The following is a 15,641-nucleotide window of genomic DNA, read 5'->3' on the forward strand; positions in this document are numbered from 1 at the left end:
GCAAGGTGAGAGTGACGACAATGTGAGGCTTGAACAAGACGCGCGCGCTTTGTTGATCTCGACGCAATTGTATTTGGAGCCTGACCTGTCGGTGCAGCGTTTGTCACGGCGTTTGCATGTGACCGTGCGCGCGCTGTCGGTGGCGATCAATCGCACGCAAGATATGAATGTATCGCAGTACGTGAACTATTTTCGGATGGAACATGCCGCTGATTTGTTGCTTGGGACGGATCAAAGCGTCGCAAAAGTGATGGCGCAGTCAGGGTTTTTGACGCGATCCAGTTTCTACCGTGAATTCCAAAGGGTCTATGGGTGTTCGCCAGCGGCATATCGCACGCGCGAATAGGGCAGGTCGCGAAACCTGCCCTTCGCTGTTTGCTTAGTTGATTAGACCTGCGTGGCGCATGCCCGCGTCGATCATTGCTTTTGTCTCGTCCGTCAAGCCAGTCAGGGGTGAGCGCACTTCTTCGCTGCACAGACCCAGTTTGGACATACCGTATTTTGCGCCCACAAGACCTGGCTCTGTGAAGATGGCCTTATGGAGTGGCATCAACTTGTCTGTGATTTCCAACGCGGTTGCAAAATCGCCGCGAAGCGTAGCCGCCTGCATTTGCGCGCAAAGCTTGGGCGCAACGTTTGCGGTGACCGAGATCATGCCAACCCCGCCATGTGCGTTGTACCCCAGTGCAGTCGCATCTTCGCCAGATAGCTGAACGAAGTCTGTGCCGCAGGTCAGGCGTGTCAGAGGTACACGCGCGAGATCGCCAGTCGCGTCTTTCACGCCGGTGATGCGTGGCAGCTTGGCCAATTCGCCCATCGTTTCGGGTGTCATGTCGACGACAGAACGACCGGGGATGTTGTAGATGATGACCGGGATGTTCGTGCTGTCGTGAATTGCCGTGTAGTGCGCAATCAGACCGCGTTGCGTTGGCTTGTTGTAATAGGGCGTCACGACCAGAACCGCGTCCGCGCCGACCTTTTCAGCGTGCTGCGCCAAGCGGATGGATTCCAGTGTGTTGTTGCTGCCCGCACCCGCGATCACAGGAAGACGGCCCGCAGAGGCGCGCACGACTTCTTCGACGACTGTTTCGTGTTCTTCGTGGGTCAGCGTCGGGCTTTCGCCAGTGGTGCCAACGGGAACAAAACCATTGCTACCTTCGCCAACATGCCACTCGACAAGTTTTTTCAATGTATCCAGATCCAGCTCGCCGTTCTTGAACGGCGTAATCAATGCAGGTAGAGACCCTTTAAACATGACACACTCCTCTTCGTTGTGGCGGGCGAAAGGCCCGAATGAAATCGTCACCTAGCGCCGTTTGGGCGAGATGGTGCAAATGTGAATTGCAGCCAGCGCCCCAGAGGCTAGGTTGTGCGGTGTCTATCCTTTGTCATTGAATGAATTGCAAGCCATGATGCGTTTCGCCCTTTTGCTTTTTCTAACCTGCTTCGCACCGATTTTGACGCGTGCGGATAGTCATGTCCCCCTTTCACGTGCGTTCGAGGCAATGCGCGCAGGCGATTGGGCCGGTGCGCGCACGATTGCGAGCGACGTCAGTCCGATCGCGTATGACTTGATCGAATGGCATCGTTTGCGTGCAGGGGGTGGCACTGCAGAAGAGGTGATGCTGTTCCTAGATCTTAACCCCGATTGGCCAGGTTTGGGATTGTTGCGCCAAAAGGGTGAACCAACGATGTTGGACGCAAGCAACGCAGATATCTTGACGTTCTTTAAGGATGAATTGCCCCAGACCGCACAGGGTGCTTTGGCGCATGCGCGGGCTTTGAAGGCGAGCGGTCAAACAGGCAGCGCAGAGGCGGGTTTGGTTCTGGCGTGGCGCAGTATGGCGATAGGGCCGCAAACCCATTCGCGCATGTTGTCAGAACATGGCGATTTGTTGAAAGACCATCATGTTGCGCGCCTTGATATGGTTCTGTGGAAGAACTGGGCCAGCAACACAAAACGTATGTTGCCATTGGTGTCCGAGAATTGTCGTAAATTGGCCGAGACGCGGATGAAAGTGCGTGCTGGTGCAAAAGGTGTTGATGCGTTGGTGGCAAGTTTGCCGGTCAAATTGCAGGATGATCCGGGTCTGAGCTATGAACGGTTTTTCCAGCTAGCGCGTAAAGCTTCCAAGGATGACGCCGTTGCATTTGCGTTGGAGAAAAGCAAAAGCGCCAAAACATTGGGTGAGCCTGAACAATGGGCGAACCGGCGTCGCGCGCTGGCGCGTCAATTGATGCGCGATAAGAATTATGAGCGCGCCTATGCGTTGGCCAGTCAGCACCATATAGTTGAAGGATCGTCTTTTGCGGATCTGGAATGGCTTAGTGGGTACATCGCATTGCAGTTTCTGAATGATCCCGCAAAAGCACTGCCGCATTTCGAGGCGCATCAAGACGCGGTTGTCACACCAATTTCACGTGGTCGTGCGGGTTATTGGGTTGGGCGCACATATGAGGCGTTGGGCAACAGTAAGGCTGCGCAAACGTCCTACAAAGACGGGGCACAGTATCAGTCGAGTTTTTATGGATTACTCGCCGCTGAGCGTGGTGGTGTTCCGTTTGATCAAAGTCTTGGTGGACGTGCTGCTTTGCCAGATTGGCGCGAAGCGGCTTTCATGGGCTCGACTGTTTTTCAAGCGGCGGTGCTTGCATTGCAAGCGGGTGAATTAGAGGTATCTGAACGCTTCTTCACACATTTGACTGAAGGACTTAGCCCGATTGAAGCGGCACAGCTTGGGCAGGTTGCGATTAATCTGAACGAACCCCATATCGCAGTGATGATAGGCAAGCGTGCTGCGAGCGGTGGTATTACAATCTCTGCACCCTACTATGCGATCCACGACATGGCGAAATCGGCACATCCGATTGCGACCGAGTTTGCGCTGGCGATTGCGCGGCGCGAAAGTGAATTTGATCCTGTTGTTGTTTCGGGTGCTGGCGCACGTGGCTTGATGCAAGTGATGCCTGCGACTGCCAAGAGCGTTGCAAGCGAACTTGGGGTTGATTACGCCCGCGAGAAACTAACGACAGATTGGCGGTATAATGCACAGCTGGGCACGGCGTATCTTGCACGGCTTTACACGCAATTTGGCGGTAACCCTGTGATGATCGCAGCTGGCTATAACGCGGGTCCAGGACGGCCTGTGCGTTGGATGGATGTGTATGGCGATCCGCGCAAAGGCGAGGTTGATATCGTCGATTGGATTGAACACATTCCGTTCCGTGAGACCCGCAATTATGCGATGCGCGTCACCGAAAGCCTGCCGATTTATCGGGCGCGTTTGGGGTTAGATCCGTTGCCTTTGTCATTTTCCAAAGAGCTTATTCAAATGCGTTGAGGTCTGGGAATAACGTATGGCTTCACCATTTTGATCAAATGTGCGACACTTCATTAAGCGTATTTCGCGAATGTTGTTTCGAATGAGTCACAAAATATAGAGTTAGACGTTTTTGCAGTGGTTCTTCTGCATAGGCATATTAAGTAAATCGTAATTGTTAAGAATTCTCCGCTTGGTGGGCATTTTGATTAGAATTTCAGCAAAAGTCGCGCGACGTGCGTTTTTTCCATTCATTGCTGCGCTCGCGTTGTTTGTCGCGGGCTGCACAACGCCGGGCCCAAACCATCCGAGCGATGTCCCTTTCGATCCATATGAGGCGGAAAACCGCCAGACCCACGAACTTAACCGGGCGTTGGACAAAGCTTTGCTGCGGCCAGTTGGTGTGGGCTATACTAAAATCATTCCAGATGAGTTTGAAGCGAGCATCGGCAATTTTGCATCCAACCTTAGTGAACCTAGTACAATTGTTAACAATGTTTTGCAGGGTAATATCGAAGGTGCATTCCGTAATTCTATGCGGTTCCTATTTAATTCAACCTTGGGATTTGCAGGGCTCTTTGATGTTGCTGCCGATTTTGGAATAGATCCAATTGAAGGTGATTTTGGTCAAACGCTTTATGTCTGGGGCGTGCCAGAGGGTGCGTATCTCGAACTTCCTGGACTTGGTCCGTCTAGTGAACGCGCGGCGTTTGGAAAAGTAGTGGATCTGTTCACCAACCCGCTAAGCCAAGTTTTGCCTAGTCCCGAAAAATATATTGGAACAGGGGCTGGAGTTGCGTCAAAGGTAGGGGATCGCGGTCGCTATGCGGATGCTGTCGATTCTATTCTGTATGATAGTGCTGACAGTTATTCACAGGCCCGCGGGATATATTTGCAGAACCGTCGCTTTAAACTGGGTGATGGTGATGCTGCTGAAGAGATTGATCCATTTGATCTTAACACTGAGGGATTTTAATCATGATCGAGTTTACTAGGCGAAAAGCTGCAGGGTTTATTAGTGCCGTCATAGCTGCGGTTTCGATTGCACCGACAGAGGCCCTTGCGTTGGACAATGCAAGTGCGAAGAAACTGGTGGATGCCTTGGTTGGTGAGATCAATAAAATTATCGCGTCTGGTAAATCCGAAAATGCGATGTATGCAGATTTCAAACGGATATTTGCGAAGTATGGCGACACGTCCTACATCGCAGCTTACGCGATGGGGAATGATGGTCGCCGCGCGAGCGCGTTGCAAAAGAAGAATTTCTCTAATGCGTTTGAGACTTATGTCGCGCGCAAGTACGGATCGCGGTTTCGCGAATTCATTGGGGGTCGCTTAGAGGTGAAAAGCGTCCGTCCGGTTAAAAGCTGGTTTGCAGTTAAAACCACAGCCTTCTTGCGTGGTGAATCTCCGTTTACGGTGACTTTCCTCGTGTCCAATCGCACAGGCCGCGACAAGTTTTTCAACATGTCTATTGAAGGTATTAACCTGCTTTTGACCGAGCGCTCTGAAATTGGCGCGATGATTGATAAGCGCGGCGGAAACATCGACGCTATGATCACGGATTTGAAAAAAGCGGGCTAATTTGCCCACCTTGGCTGTTGCTTTAACGGTCAATCACATAGTCATTCCGCTTGGGTTTGCCTAATGTTGGGCCATTGCTTGGTCCCAATCTTCTAAGAACACGCTGTAGAATTGTATCGGCGACATCGTCTGAGAGAATGGGTTCGAAATCACCGTTCTGACGAGGCGCTTGGCTTTGTGGTACTTGGGCTGGCTGGGAAGGCGCTATCATAGGGAGTGGTCTTGCGGGCAGGCCCGCGTGCACACGTACCATGACTTCGTGCCAGATTTCTGCAGGAAGTCCGCCGCCAGTGACACCCGTAAGTGGTGTGTTATCGTCGTATCCCATCCAAACGCCCGCAACATAATCAGCGGTAAATCCGATGAACCATGCATCGCGTGCGGCTTGGGTTGTACCAGTTTTTCCGGCCGCTTCTCGATCTGATAGCGCTGCGCGACGGCCCGTGCCCTGGCTGACGACGCGCTCCATCATGTAGATCAATTGACCCGCTGCAGCATCTTGGATGACGCGCTCGCCAATGCCCCCCCCACTACCCATGAGGGGTTCGCTATCGCCCAAAAGGCTAAGCTCAACCAAGCCATACGGCGTTACGGAAGATCCGCCGTTCAGGATGCTCGCGTATGCGCCCGTCATTTCGATCAGCGTGCTTTCAGAAGCCCCAAGCGCGAGGGCGGGGCCTGCTGCAAGATCGCTATCAATGCCAAATTCACTAGCTACTTTGCGTACGTTTTCACGGCCAACCAGTTCAGAAAGCTTGACTGCCGGAATGTTGAGCGAGTCTTTGAGAGCATCAGTAAGCGTAACTGAGCCCTTGAAATCCTTGGTGTAGTTTTTTGGTGTCCACGGGCCAGAGCCAGGAATGTTGATCGTGATTGATTCATCTACAATGCGTTCATTCGGGCTGTGCCCTAGTTCCAACGCGGTCGCATAAACGAAAGGTTTGAAGGCTGATCCAGTTTGGCGCATTGCTTGGGTCGCGCGGTTAAAACCGCCTGAAACCTTGGTGTTTCGACCGCCGACCATTGCACGTACCGCACCATCTGCGCTCATCACGATGATAGCAGCTTGGGCCTTGGATCCTTGGCGTACTTTCTCTGCGAAGATGTATTGCATGGCATCTTCAGCAGCGGATTGGAGGCGACGATCAAGCGTTGTTTTTATGATCACATCTTCAGTTGTGTCGCGCGTGAAAAATTCGGGTCCACTGTCCATGACCCAGTCGGCGAAATAGCCACCTGCTTTTGCTTCTGCGGCCTCCGAGAGCTCTGCAGGTGCAATCCGTGCGATGTCCGCCTCTTTTTTGCTGATGTAGCCTTGATCGTGCATCAAGCCGATGATGACGGACGCGCGGTCTTGGGATCGTGCGAGATTATTGGTGGGTGCGTAGCGCGTTGGCGCCTTGAGCAAGCCTGCAAGCATTGCGGCTTCTGCGGCGTTCACTTCTGCGGCGGATTTTGCGAAATAACGCTGACTTGCGGCCTCAAATCCGCGTGCACCTGCGCCAAGGAACGCGCGATTCATATAGATGTTGAGAATGTCGGCTTTGGTGTATTTTGCCTCCATGCCCATCGCGAACAATGCTTCTTTGATCTTGCGCCACATGGTCGTGCGACGGCAATCTGCTTCGTATTCCCGTTCACTTTTCCAAATGGATGGATCGAAGGGGCGGCCAAGACAGAGCAGTTTCGCTGTTTGTTGGGTGATCGTTGAACCACCGTTTCCTGATAGCGGTCCACGACCGGCGCGCAGGTTGATACGCACAGCACTGGCGACGCCGCGTGGACTAACGCCGAAGTGCCAGAAGAAACGTTTGTCTTCGGTCGCGACGATTGCATTCGTGAGGTTGGGCGAGGCGGTGTCGGTCGTAATCGCGCCGCCAAATTGATCACCGCGCCACGCGAAAACTTCGCCGGTTCGATCCATCAAGGTCACTGATCCGCGCGCGCGGCCATCAAGGAGTGCGTCAGGATCAGGTAATTGTAGTGCAAAGTATGCAACGCCAAGGCCAACAATCACGGTGGACACGAAACCGATGCGCCACGTAAATCCCCAAACCAGACGGATGATCCATCTGAACAGGCGAATAATCCAACCCACAGGTCCGCGGGGTAGCTTGTAGGCTGCGCGCGTTTTGCAAGCTTTGGGTTTTGGGTGTGCTTTCGGGCCGCCATTGCGCTTGTCAGCGACAAGCTTGGAAGGCGCGCGTTTCTTTTGAACCATGTTTGAACCTGCTCGGAACTTATTATGAGTCGTTTATACTCTGTTGTGGAGCAGATGTTGAGGGGGATTGGGTCATCGAAGAGACATCATTTCGCACAATTATTATGCAAAAAGTAAATATAGACTAAAATTTAATCAAGTTGATTTAAAACATGACTACTTTTCGCTCGTTCTACCTTCCAACCCAGCCTTCTTAACGTTTTGCTGCGCGTGCAAACAGGGACTCGCGTCCAACTCTTTTTAGAAAGGCTCATCAGGTGAAACTCATCATAGCAACGATCAAACCCTTCAAATTGGAGGACGTCCGCGAAGCCCTAACCGCCATCGGTGTGCGCGGTATGATGGTGACGGAAATAAAAGGTTTTGGTGCCCAATCAGGTCACACAGAAATCTACCGCGGTGCGGAATACGCTGTGAATTTCGTTCCAAAAGTAAAGCTTGAGATCGTCGTTGGCGCATCAATGGCAGATCAAGTGGTCGAGACGATCACTGAAACAGCCCGCACTGGAAAAATCGGTGACGGCAAGATTTTCGTGATGGACGTTGCACAAGCGGTACGCGTTCGCACAGGTGAAACAAATAACGACGCACTCTAAGCGCGCGACTTGAAGGATACGGATATGACACTCAAGACATTACTCGGTGCCTCCGCTATGCTGGCACTTTTGCCCAGTCTCGGTTTGGCGCAAGAGGCGGACACAACGCCAACCAACGCCGAAATCGGCTTTATCTTCACAACCTTTATGTTCCTTGTTGCGGGCTTCTTGGTCTTCTTCATGGCGGCTGGTTTCGCGATGTTAGAGGCGGGCCTTGTGCGCGGCAAAAACGTGACGATGCAGTTGACCAAGAACATGGGTCTCTTCTCGATCGCGACGATCGTTTACTATTTGATCGGTTACAATCTGATGTACCCGGGCGATGGTTGGTCCATCGAGGGTGTGCTTGGCGCATTCGCAACAACATCGCTTGAGCCTGTTGGCCTAGAGGGCGCAGAGCCTGATTTGACGTATGCATCTGTCGGCTCTGATTTTTTCTTTCAGTTGATGTTCTGTGCGGCGACCGCCTCCATCGTGTCGGGTGCCTTGGCTGAGCGTATCAAGCTTTGGCCTTTCCTCGTGTTCACGATCATCCTTGTTGGCTTGATCTACCCAATTCAGGCAAGCTGGAAATGGGGCGGTGGTTTCCTTGATGGCATGGGCTTTCAGGACTTCGCGGGCTCTACAGTTGTTCACTCTGTTGGTGGTTGGGCTGCTTTGGCTGGTGCGCTTATTCTTGGACCCCGTATCGGTAAGTACAAAGACGGCCGCACGATCCCAATGCCGGGTTCTAACCTGACACTCGCGACACTGGGCACGTTCATTCTGTGGCTTGGCTGGTTCGGATTTAACGGTGGTTCACAGCTGTACATGGACAGCGCGGCCAACGTTTCTGACATCTCGCGCATCTTCTCAAACACCAATGCTGCGGCTGCTGGTGGTGCGATTACTGCGATGATCCTGACGCAGCTTTTGTACAAAAAGCCTGACCTAACAATGATCCTGAACGGTGCACTTGCGGGCCTTGTGTCCATCACGGCTGAGCCTTTGACACCGTCCCTTGGTGTGGCGACGTTGATCGGTGCAGTTGGTGGTGTGATCGTGGTCTTTGCGGTCCCCTTCTTGGACAAGCTGAAGATCGACGATGTTGTTGGTGCGATCCCAGTTCACTTGTTTGCAGGTATCTGGGGCACAATCGCGGTGACATTCACCAATGATGCGGCGTCCCTCGGTGTGCAGCTATATTCCATCATGGTTGTCGGCGTCTTCGCCTTTGGTGTGTCGGCAGTGGTCTGGTTCATCCTGAAAGCAACAGTGGGCATCCGTGTCAGCGAAGAAGCTGAGATCATGGGTCTGGACACAACTGAGCTGGGCATGGAAGCCTACCCTGAATTCTCAAAAGGCTGACCTCCCTTAGCTAATTAGAGAGACTCTACCCCGGGCATTCGTGCCTGGGTTTTTTGTTATCTGACGCGTGGCAGAATCGCGCACGGTTATGCTAAGTGTGGCGGCATGAATAATCGTGACCCCAACATAAGCGACACACAGCCCGTTATTCGGCAATTGGATGATGCTGCGATCAATCGGATTGCTGCGGGTGAAGTTGTTGAGCGCCCCGCGTCCGCCGTTAAAGAGCTGGTTGAAAACGCGATTGATGCTGGCGCGCTTAGGATCGAAATCGCTTACGCCGATGGTGGCAAAACGCTGATCCGCGTTGTGGATGATGGCTGTGGAATTGTGCCGGATGCGTTGCCTTTGGCGCTGTCGCGGCACGCAACATCCAAGATTGATGGTAGTGATTTACTAGACATTCACACGTTCGGATTTCGCGGCGAGGCTTTGCCATCCCTTGGCGCAGTTGGCCGTTTGACGATCACATCCCGTGCGGCTGGGTATGACGCCCATCAGATTGCCGTCGCGGGTGGTGCGATGAGCGCTGTGAAACCTGCGGCCTTGTCCAAAGGGTCGGTCGTAGAATTGCGCGATCTGTTCTATGCGACACCTGCGCGATTGAAATTCATGCGCACGGATCGTGCGGAGTCCCAAGCGATCACAGATGTGATCAAGCGTTTGGCAATGGCGGAACCGTTCGTCGGATTTATCTTGCGTGATGTTACAGGAGGCGGCGAGGGACGTGTTACGTTCCGTGCAGATGCGGAAAGCGGTGATCTGTTCGACGCGTTGCACGGCCGTTTACGTGGTATCTTAGGCGCTGAATTTTCGGACAATTCTTTGCGCATTGAAGCCGAGCGAGACGGTTTGCATTTGACAGGTTTTGCAGCGTTGCCAACGTATTCGCGTGGCTCTGCAGTGACGCAGTACTTGTTCGTGAATGGACGCCCTGTGCGCGACAAGCTGCTTTATGGTGCATTGCGTGGCGCCTATTTCGATTTCCTGTCGCGCGACCGCCATCCCGCGGCGGCGTTGTTTCTAGATTGTGAACCGCAGTTGGTGGACGTGAACGTGCACCCTGCAAAATCAGAGGTGCGGTTTCGTGATCCCAGTTTAGCGCGTGGTTTGATTGTTTCTGCGCTGCGTCATGCGTTGGCAGAAGCGGGGCATCGCGCGTCGTCTACAGTTGCGGACGCAACGTTAGGTGCAATGCGGCCTGAGCAAACAGGGCCTGCGCGCGTTTATCAAATGGATCGCCCATCGCAGGGTGCGATGCGCGCGAGTTATCAAGCGCAAGCGCCTTGGTTTGAAGAGACGGCGAGTGTGTTTTCGCGGGTTGAGCCTGTTGAGCACGTCCAAGACCAAACGCCGCCGGAGCAATTTCCTTTGGGCGCTGCACGCGGGCAGGTTCACGAGAATTACATCATCGCGCAGACCGCTGATGGGATGGTGATTGTTGATCAACACGCGGCGCACGAGCGCTTGTTGTATGAAAAACTGAAAACGCAGATGGCCGTGAATGGCGTTGCGGCACAGGCGCTGTTGATTCCTGAAATTGTCGAAATGTCTGATGGCGATTGCGCGCGTTTGATGGAGATTGCTGAGGATTTATCGCGTCTCGGACTTGGCATCGAACCCTTTGGTGGTGGTGCAATCGCTGTGCGTGAAACCCCTGCGATTTTGGGCGAAGTGAACGCCAGAGCGATGCTTCTTGATATCCTAGATGAACTGGCCGATCAGGGTGAAAGCATTGCGGTACAAGCCAAGATTGAAGCGATCCTGAGTCGTGTCGCCTGTCACGGTTCCATCCGGTCTGGTCGTTGGATGCGCGGTGAAGAAATGAACGCGCTTTTGCGCGAAATGGAGGCGACGCCGCATTCAGGGCAGTGCAACCATGGGCGCCCGACCTACGTGGAATTGAAGCTTGCTGACATTGAACGTTTGTTCGGGCGGACCTGATGACGATTGATTTAGAAGACCCGTTAGTTCTGGCCGCGATTGCGGGAATCTTAGCGTTTTTGCTGATCGTCATTTTGTTGATTGTGACTGTGCGTTCTGTTGGCCGAAGCGCACGGTTGACGGCACCTTTGGCCCAACAAATCGGGATGCTTGGCCAGCGGGTCCAGTTGCTATCGGATGGGCAACAGCAATTGGCAGGCGGTTTGAACCATGTGTCCGAGGCCGCGGCTGCATCGCAAGCGAACATGCTGCACTTGATGGAACAACGTCTCACGCAGGTGAGTGGTTCGATGAATGAGAATTTACAGGGGTCCGCGCGCCGCACTGCGCAAAGTCTTGGGGAGTTGCAGCAGCGTCTTCAAGCGATTGATAAGGCACAGGATAATATCACCAAACTTTCGGGCGACGTGCTGAGCCTTCAAGATATTCTAAGTAACAAACAAACACGTGGCGCGTTTGGTGAAATCCAGCTGAAGGACATCGTGTCCAAGGCGCTGCCGTCTGATAGCTACACTTGGCAAGCGACCCTTTCCAATGGCAAGCTTGCGGATTGCTTAATCCACTTGCCCAACCCCCCTGGGCCGATTGTGGTGGATAGCAAATTCCCGTTGGAAGCCTATGAGGCGTTGCGAAATGCAAAGACGCAACAGCACTTGAACGAGGCCGCGCGGATGATGCGAACGGCTGTGAGAGTGCATATCAAGGCGATTTCAGAGAAGTATATTCTGGACGGTGAAACGGCGGATGGTGCGTTGATGTTTCTACCCTCTGAAGCGGTGTATGCAGAGCTGCATTCCAATTTTCCCGAACTTGTGCGCGAAGGGTTTGCTGCGCGTGTCTGGATCGTTTCACCAACAACGTGCATGGCAACGTTGAACACAATGCGCGCCATTTTGAAGGACGCGCGCATGCAGGAACAAGCGGGCGCGATCCGTCGTGAACTAGGTTTGTTGTTTGGAGATATCGAACGTCTTGGCGCGCGTGTTGAAAACCTTGATCGCCACTTTGGTCAAGCGGCCAAAGATATTGCTGAAATTAAAATCAGTTCAGACAAAGCCGGACGACGCGCGCGCCGTCTGGACAACTTTGATTTTGAGGAATTGGCACCTGATCCCAGTAGTACAGTCGTGCCGATCACAGGGCCGAAAACTTAGATCTGCAAGAAACGTTGTGCGAGACGCGGCAGGAACGCGTTGAATTTTAGGGGCGCGTCTGTGACCGCAAGACAGATACAATCTTCGCCAATGTCCGCGACGGGTGTGTGATCCAAGTCTTCATTCGCGACCTCGATATCGCCACGTGCGAACCGGTCAACGTCATCACTGAATGCGCCCTGCAAAACCAGCGTCAATTCCATACCGTTGTGACCGTGATCAGGGATCGCGCAGCCCGCTGGAATGTAGAGAAGGCGTGCAGATGCATCTTTGGACGTGGGCAAGATCGCCTGCTTTGCACCCATACCGATGGAACGCCATTTGATCGCTGCAAGATCGCCGCCGACATAACCCTGCAAGGGGAATGGCAAGGTGCATGCAGACCGTTGCTGTACCGTTTTCGCGCTGCCAGTGTCCGCTTGGATCAGGCGCATCGTTGCGATCAGGCTATCGTCTGAAAGTTCGGCCGTATCCGCGCCCTCGACAAGGCAACCGCCCACTGCATCATAGCTATCGAGCTCTGCGCGGCATGTATCGCACATTGAAATATGCGTCGCGACTGCAAGGTTGAAAGCCTCTGGCAAGGTACCAGCGGAATATCCGATTACCAATTCGGGCGTCAGGTGATGTTTTATCATATCTGTCATCTCGTTCACTTCATTGCATGGCGCAGGCGTTCTAGTCCCGATCTAATGCGGGATTTGATCGTGCCCAGTGGTAGACCTGAAATTTCTGCAATTTCACTGTGCGACAGGTCTCCGAAATAAGCTTGTTCAATCAAACTCCTCTGTTTTTCTGGCAACGCTTTGATCGCCTCTGCCAATTGATCTGTTTCTTGCTTCAGTCCGATAACGTCGGTCTGATCGGGTTCCGGTTCTGGGCCCCATGGTAAATCTTCCGGCTCTGGCCTGCGTTGCTTGCGCAGCGCGTCAATCTTGCGGTTCCGCGCAATCGTAAAAATCCAAGTCGCCGCATTTGCGCGCGTGGGATCAAACATATGCGCTTTGCGCCAAACGGCTGCCATCGCCTCTTGGGTGCACTCTTCTGCAAGCGACGCGTCTGCCCCGCACTTTATTAGGAAACCTTTTACACGCGGCGCGAAGTGGGCGAACAGTTCGGCAAAAGCTGCCTGATCCTGATCGTCCCTTATAGCAAACATGTGCGCGGTCCAGTCTTTCTGTTTACTGCTCACGTTTCGTGTCCTGGCCTGTCTTTTTATCCTGTTGCCCAGATCGCCGAATGCGAAGTGGGGAGCGGGAGTCATGTGGTGATCCAAGGGGTCAACGCTTATCAACATATTAGAGTTACGCGGGTGTTGACCATCTGGATCATATCATTTGCTAATTTTTCTTCATTTTCATCCAGCAACGCCGTAGGTGCGTATCTTTAATGCTGCAATTTAAATTCGGAGCCGAATGAATGACACTTAAGCCCTCAGGTAATGCCCCCAAGAAAATCGCCGTTATAGGGGCTGGAATTTCTGGGCTTGGGGCTGCGCACATGCTGGGCGACGACAATCGCGTGACTTTGTTTGAGGCAGAGCGACGTCTTGGCGGTCACGCGCGCACTATTATGGCAGGGGCCGCTGGTAATCAGCCTGTTGATACGGGATTTATCGTTTTCAACTACGCAAATTACCCACATTTGGCGGCGTTGTTTGCAGAACTCGATGTGCCGGTCGTTGAATCTAGCATGAGCTTTGGTGCTTCGATTGATGGCGGTCGTTTAGAATATGGTCTTGCCTCTGTGCGGGCCGTGTTCGCGCAAAGTAAGAACGCGCTCGATCCCCGGTTCTTGCGCATGTTACGCGACATCACGCGGTTTAACACCAAGGGCTACGATCTGGCCGCCGCGAATCCCGAGATGACCATTGGCGATTTTTTGGACGCATTGGGTGTTGGGCGATATTTTCGCGACTACTACCTTGCGCCTTTGTCAGGTGCGATCTGGTCAACTCCGACCGATAAAATCATGGATTTTCCAGCGTACGCGATGATGGAATTCTTTAAGAACCACGCCTTGCTTGGCATAACGGGTCAGCACCAGTGGTACACTGTGAATGGTGGTTCAACCGAATATGTTCGCCGTGTCGAAAGTTCTTTGATCGCCAAGGGTGTTGAGATGCGATTGGGCACGCCGATTGATGCGTTTCGGCGCACTGGCGGGGGTGTCGAAATCAAAGCCCATGGCGGTGAATGGGAAAGCTTTGATGAGGTGATCTTTGCCACGCATTCTGATGACAGTTTGCGTTTGTTAAGCGATGCGAGTGCTGCAGAGACGGCTGCGTTATCTAAGATCAGCTATCAACCAAATGATATTATTTTGCACGCAGATGCGACGATCATGCCGAAACGTAAAGTGTGCTGGTCGTCGTGGAACTACACTGAAGATAGGGCGAAAAAGAACGAGCGCATTGATCTGACTTATTGGATGAACTCGCTGCAACCGATTCCCGCGAACGACCCGCATTTCGTGACGCTAAATACGCAGCGCACGATCCGCGAAGACTTGATCTATGATCAAGTCACGTTGCGCCATCCTGTTTTCGATATGGATGCTTTGGACGGACAGCGAGAGGTCGGTGCGATGAACGGGACGAACAACACATGGTTCTGCGGTGCTTGGATGAAAAACGGATTTCATGAGGACGGATTGTCGAGCGCTGTGAACGTGGTCCAAGCGCTGCGCGCGCGCTCTGCCATTGGGATCGCAGCACAGTGAGCAAGGTCGAGCATATCGCAGGTCACACGTACCATGGGCGCAAGGGCGATACGGCCAATGCGTTTCGGTATGGAGTGGATTACGTGTTGCTCGATATGCAAGCACCTGTTGCGGGGCCATCGCTATTTTCGCGCAATGCACGGAATTTGACGGGGCTTTATGATGTAGATCATGGGGGTGTCCCCAAATCCGGTGCAGGTGCCAATTGGGTGCGGGCCGTTTTGCGCGCCAACGGTGCAGAGTGCGCAGGCAAAGCGCTTTTATTGACACAGCCACGCGTGCTTGGTCATGTGTTCAATCCTGTTAGTTTCTGGCTGTGCCACGATGCGGACGATCAACTTTGCGCCGTGATTGCAGAGGTGACCAATACCTACGGGGATCGCCATAGTTATTTGTGTCACCACGAAGATATGCGTCCGATTTTGCCCACGGATCGGTTGAAATCAAAAAAGCTGCTTCATGTATCACCGTTCCAACCCGTTGAAGGGGGATATGAATTTCGATTTGATATCACGGCTGATCGTATTGGTATTTTTATCGACTACACCAGCCAAGCGGGTGGTTTGATTGCGACACTTGTTGGTCCCCGGGCCGCACTGACGAACGCTTCGATCCTACGCTTTTGCCTACGACGCCCGTTCGGGTCGCGCCGCGTGCTAAGCTTGATCCATTGGCAAGCGCTTAAACTTTGGTGGAAGGGCGCTACGTTTCGCACGCCGCCTAAGCCACCGAAATGCGAAGTGTCTTGATGGGC

14 protein-coding genes are annotated in these 15,641 nt (G+C 53.1%); 10 read left to right on the forward strand and 4 right to left on the reverse strand.

Annotated features, from left to right (window positions below; all coding sequences use genetic code 11):
* On the forward strand, positions 1-346 hold a 346-nt coding region (locus tag QZ279_RS13875; protein ID WP_293451879.1), incomplete at its 5' end, for a helix-turn-helix transcriptional regulator.
* A gap of 33 nt (positions 347-379) precedes the next feature.
* Here QZ279_RS13875 and dapA read toward each other — a convergent pair.
* Positions 380-1,255, reverse strand: a complete 876-nt coding sequence (gene dapA / locus QZ279_RS13880; RefSeq protein ID WP_293451881.1) for a 4-hydroxy-tetrahydrodipicolinate synthase — start codon at positions 1,253-1,255, stop codon at positions 380-382.
* Between the two features lie 154 nt (positions 1,256-1,409).
* On the opposite strand from dapA, the gene QZ279_RS13885 reads away from it, so the two are divergent.
* The 3 genes from QZ279_RS13885 (at position 1,410) to QZ279_RS13895 (ending at position 4,904) form a co-directional block, all read left to right on the forward strand.
* Positions 1,410-3,341, forward strand: a complete 1,932-nt coding sequence (locus tag QZ279_RS13885; protein WP_293451883.1) for a lytic transglycosylase domain-containing protein — start codon at positions 1,410-1,412, stop codon at positions 3,339-3,341.
* Positions 3,342-3,525: 184 nt separating this feature from the next.
* Positions 3,526-4,296, forward strand: coding sequence for a VacJ family lipoprotein (locus QZ279_RS13890; RefSeq protein WP_293451885.1), 771 nt, complete (start codon positions 3,526-3,528; stop codon positions 4,294-4,296).
* 2 nt (positions 4,297-4,298) lie between these two features.
* Complete coding sequence (locus QZ279_RS13895; RefSeq protein WP_293451887.1) at positions 4,299-4,904, forward strand: phospholipid-binding protein MlaC; 606 nt, start codon at positions 4,299-4,301, stop codon at positions 4,902-4,904.
* 22 nt (positions 4,905-4,926) lie between these two features.
* Here the strand turns inward: QZ279_RS13895 and QZ279_RS13900 are convergent, their stop codons facing one another.
* On the reverse strand, positions 4,927-7,125 hold the full coding sequence (locus tag QZ279_RS13900; RefSeq protein WP_293451889.1) for a PBP1A family penicillin-binding protein: 2,199 nt from the start codon (positions 7,123-7,125) through the stop codon (positions 4,927-4,929).
* A 257-nt stretch (positions 7,126-7,382) separates the two neighbouring features.
* Here QZ279_RS13900 and QZ279_RS13905 point away from each other — a divergent pair, with 257 nt between their 5' ends.
* From QZ279_RS13905 to rmuC, 4 genes are all read left to right on the forward strand, one after another.
* Complete coding sequence (locus QZ279_RS13905; RefSeq protein ID WP_293451903.1) at positions 7,383-7,721, forward strand: P-II family nitrogen regulator; 339 nt, start codon at positions 7,383-7,385, stop codon at positions 7,719-7,721.
* Positions 7,722-7,745: 24 nt separating this feature from the next.
* Positions 7,746-9,068, forward strand: coding sequence for an ammonium transporter (locus QZ279_RS13910; RefSeq protein WP_293451905.1), 1,323 nt, complete (start codon positions 7,746-7,748; stop codon positions 9,066-9,068).
* A 105-nt stretch (positions 9,069-9,173) separates the two neighbouring features.
* The gene (gene mutL, locus QZ279_RS13915; RefSeq protein ID WP_293451907.1) at positions 9,174-11,012 is read left to right on the forward strand and encodes a DNA mismatch repair endonuclease MutL; all 1,839 of its coding nucleotides are present in this window, start codon (positions 9,174-9,176) and stop codon (positions 11,010-11,012) included.
* Positions 11,012-12,166 carry a DNA recombination protein RmuC gene (gene rmuC, locus QZ279_RS13920; RefSeq protein WP_293451909.1) on the forward strand — a complete coding sequence of 385 codons (1,155 nt, stop codon included), beginning with the start codon at positions 11,012-11,014 and terminating at the stop codon, positions 12,164-12,166. The genes mutL and rmuC overlap by 1 nt, the downstream gene beginning before the upstream one ends.
* Here rmuC and QZ279_RS13925 read toward each other — a convergent pair.
* Complete coding sequence (locus QZ279_RS13925) at positions 12,163-12,813, reverse strand: ChrR family anti-sigma-E factor (protein ID WP_293451911.1); 651 nt, start codon at positions 12,811-12,813, stop codon at positions 12,163-12,165. The genes rmuC and QZ279_RS13925 overlap by 4 nt on opposite strands.
* A 5-nt stretch (positions 12,814-12,818) precedes the next feature.
* A complete protein-coding gene (locus QZ279_RS13930; RefSeq protein WP_293451947.1) occupies positions 12,819-13,325 on the reverse strand; it encodes a sigma-70 family RNA polymerase sigma factor in 507 nt (168 codons plus the stop codon).
* Between the two features lie 260 nt (positions 13,326-13,585).
* On the opposite strand from QZ279_RS13930, the gene QZ279_RS13935 reads away from it, so the two are divergent.
* Positions 13,586-14,887, forward strand: a complete 1,302-nt coding sequence (locus QZ279_RS13935; RefSeq protein WP_293451913.1) for an FAD-dependent oxidoreductase — start codon at positions 13,586-13,588, stop codon at positions 14,885-14,887.
* Positions 14,884-15,636, forward strand: coding sequence for a DUF1365 domain-containing protein (locus tag QZ279_RS13940; protein ID WP_293451915.1), 753 nt, complete (start codon positions 14,884-14,886; stop codon positions 15,634-15,636). The genes QZ279_RS13935 and QZ279_RS13940 overlap by 4 nt, the downstream gene beginning before the upstream one ends.
* Positions 15,637-15,641: the final 5 nt, after the last annotated feature.

Source organism: Planktotalea sp. (assembly GCF_018607965.1).
GTDB lineage: Bacteria > Pseudomonadota > Alphaproteobacteria > Rhodobacterales > Rhodobacteraceae > Planktotalea.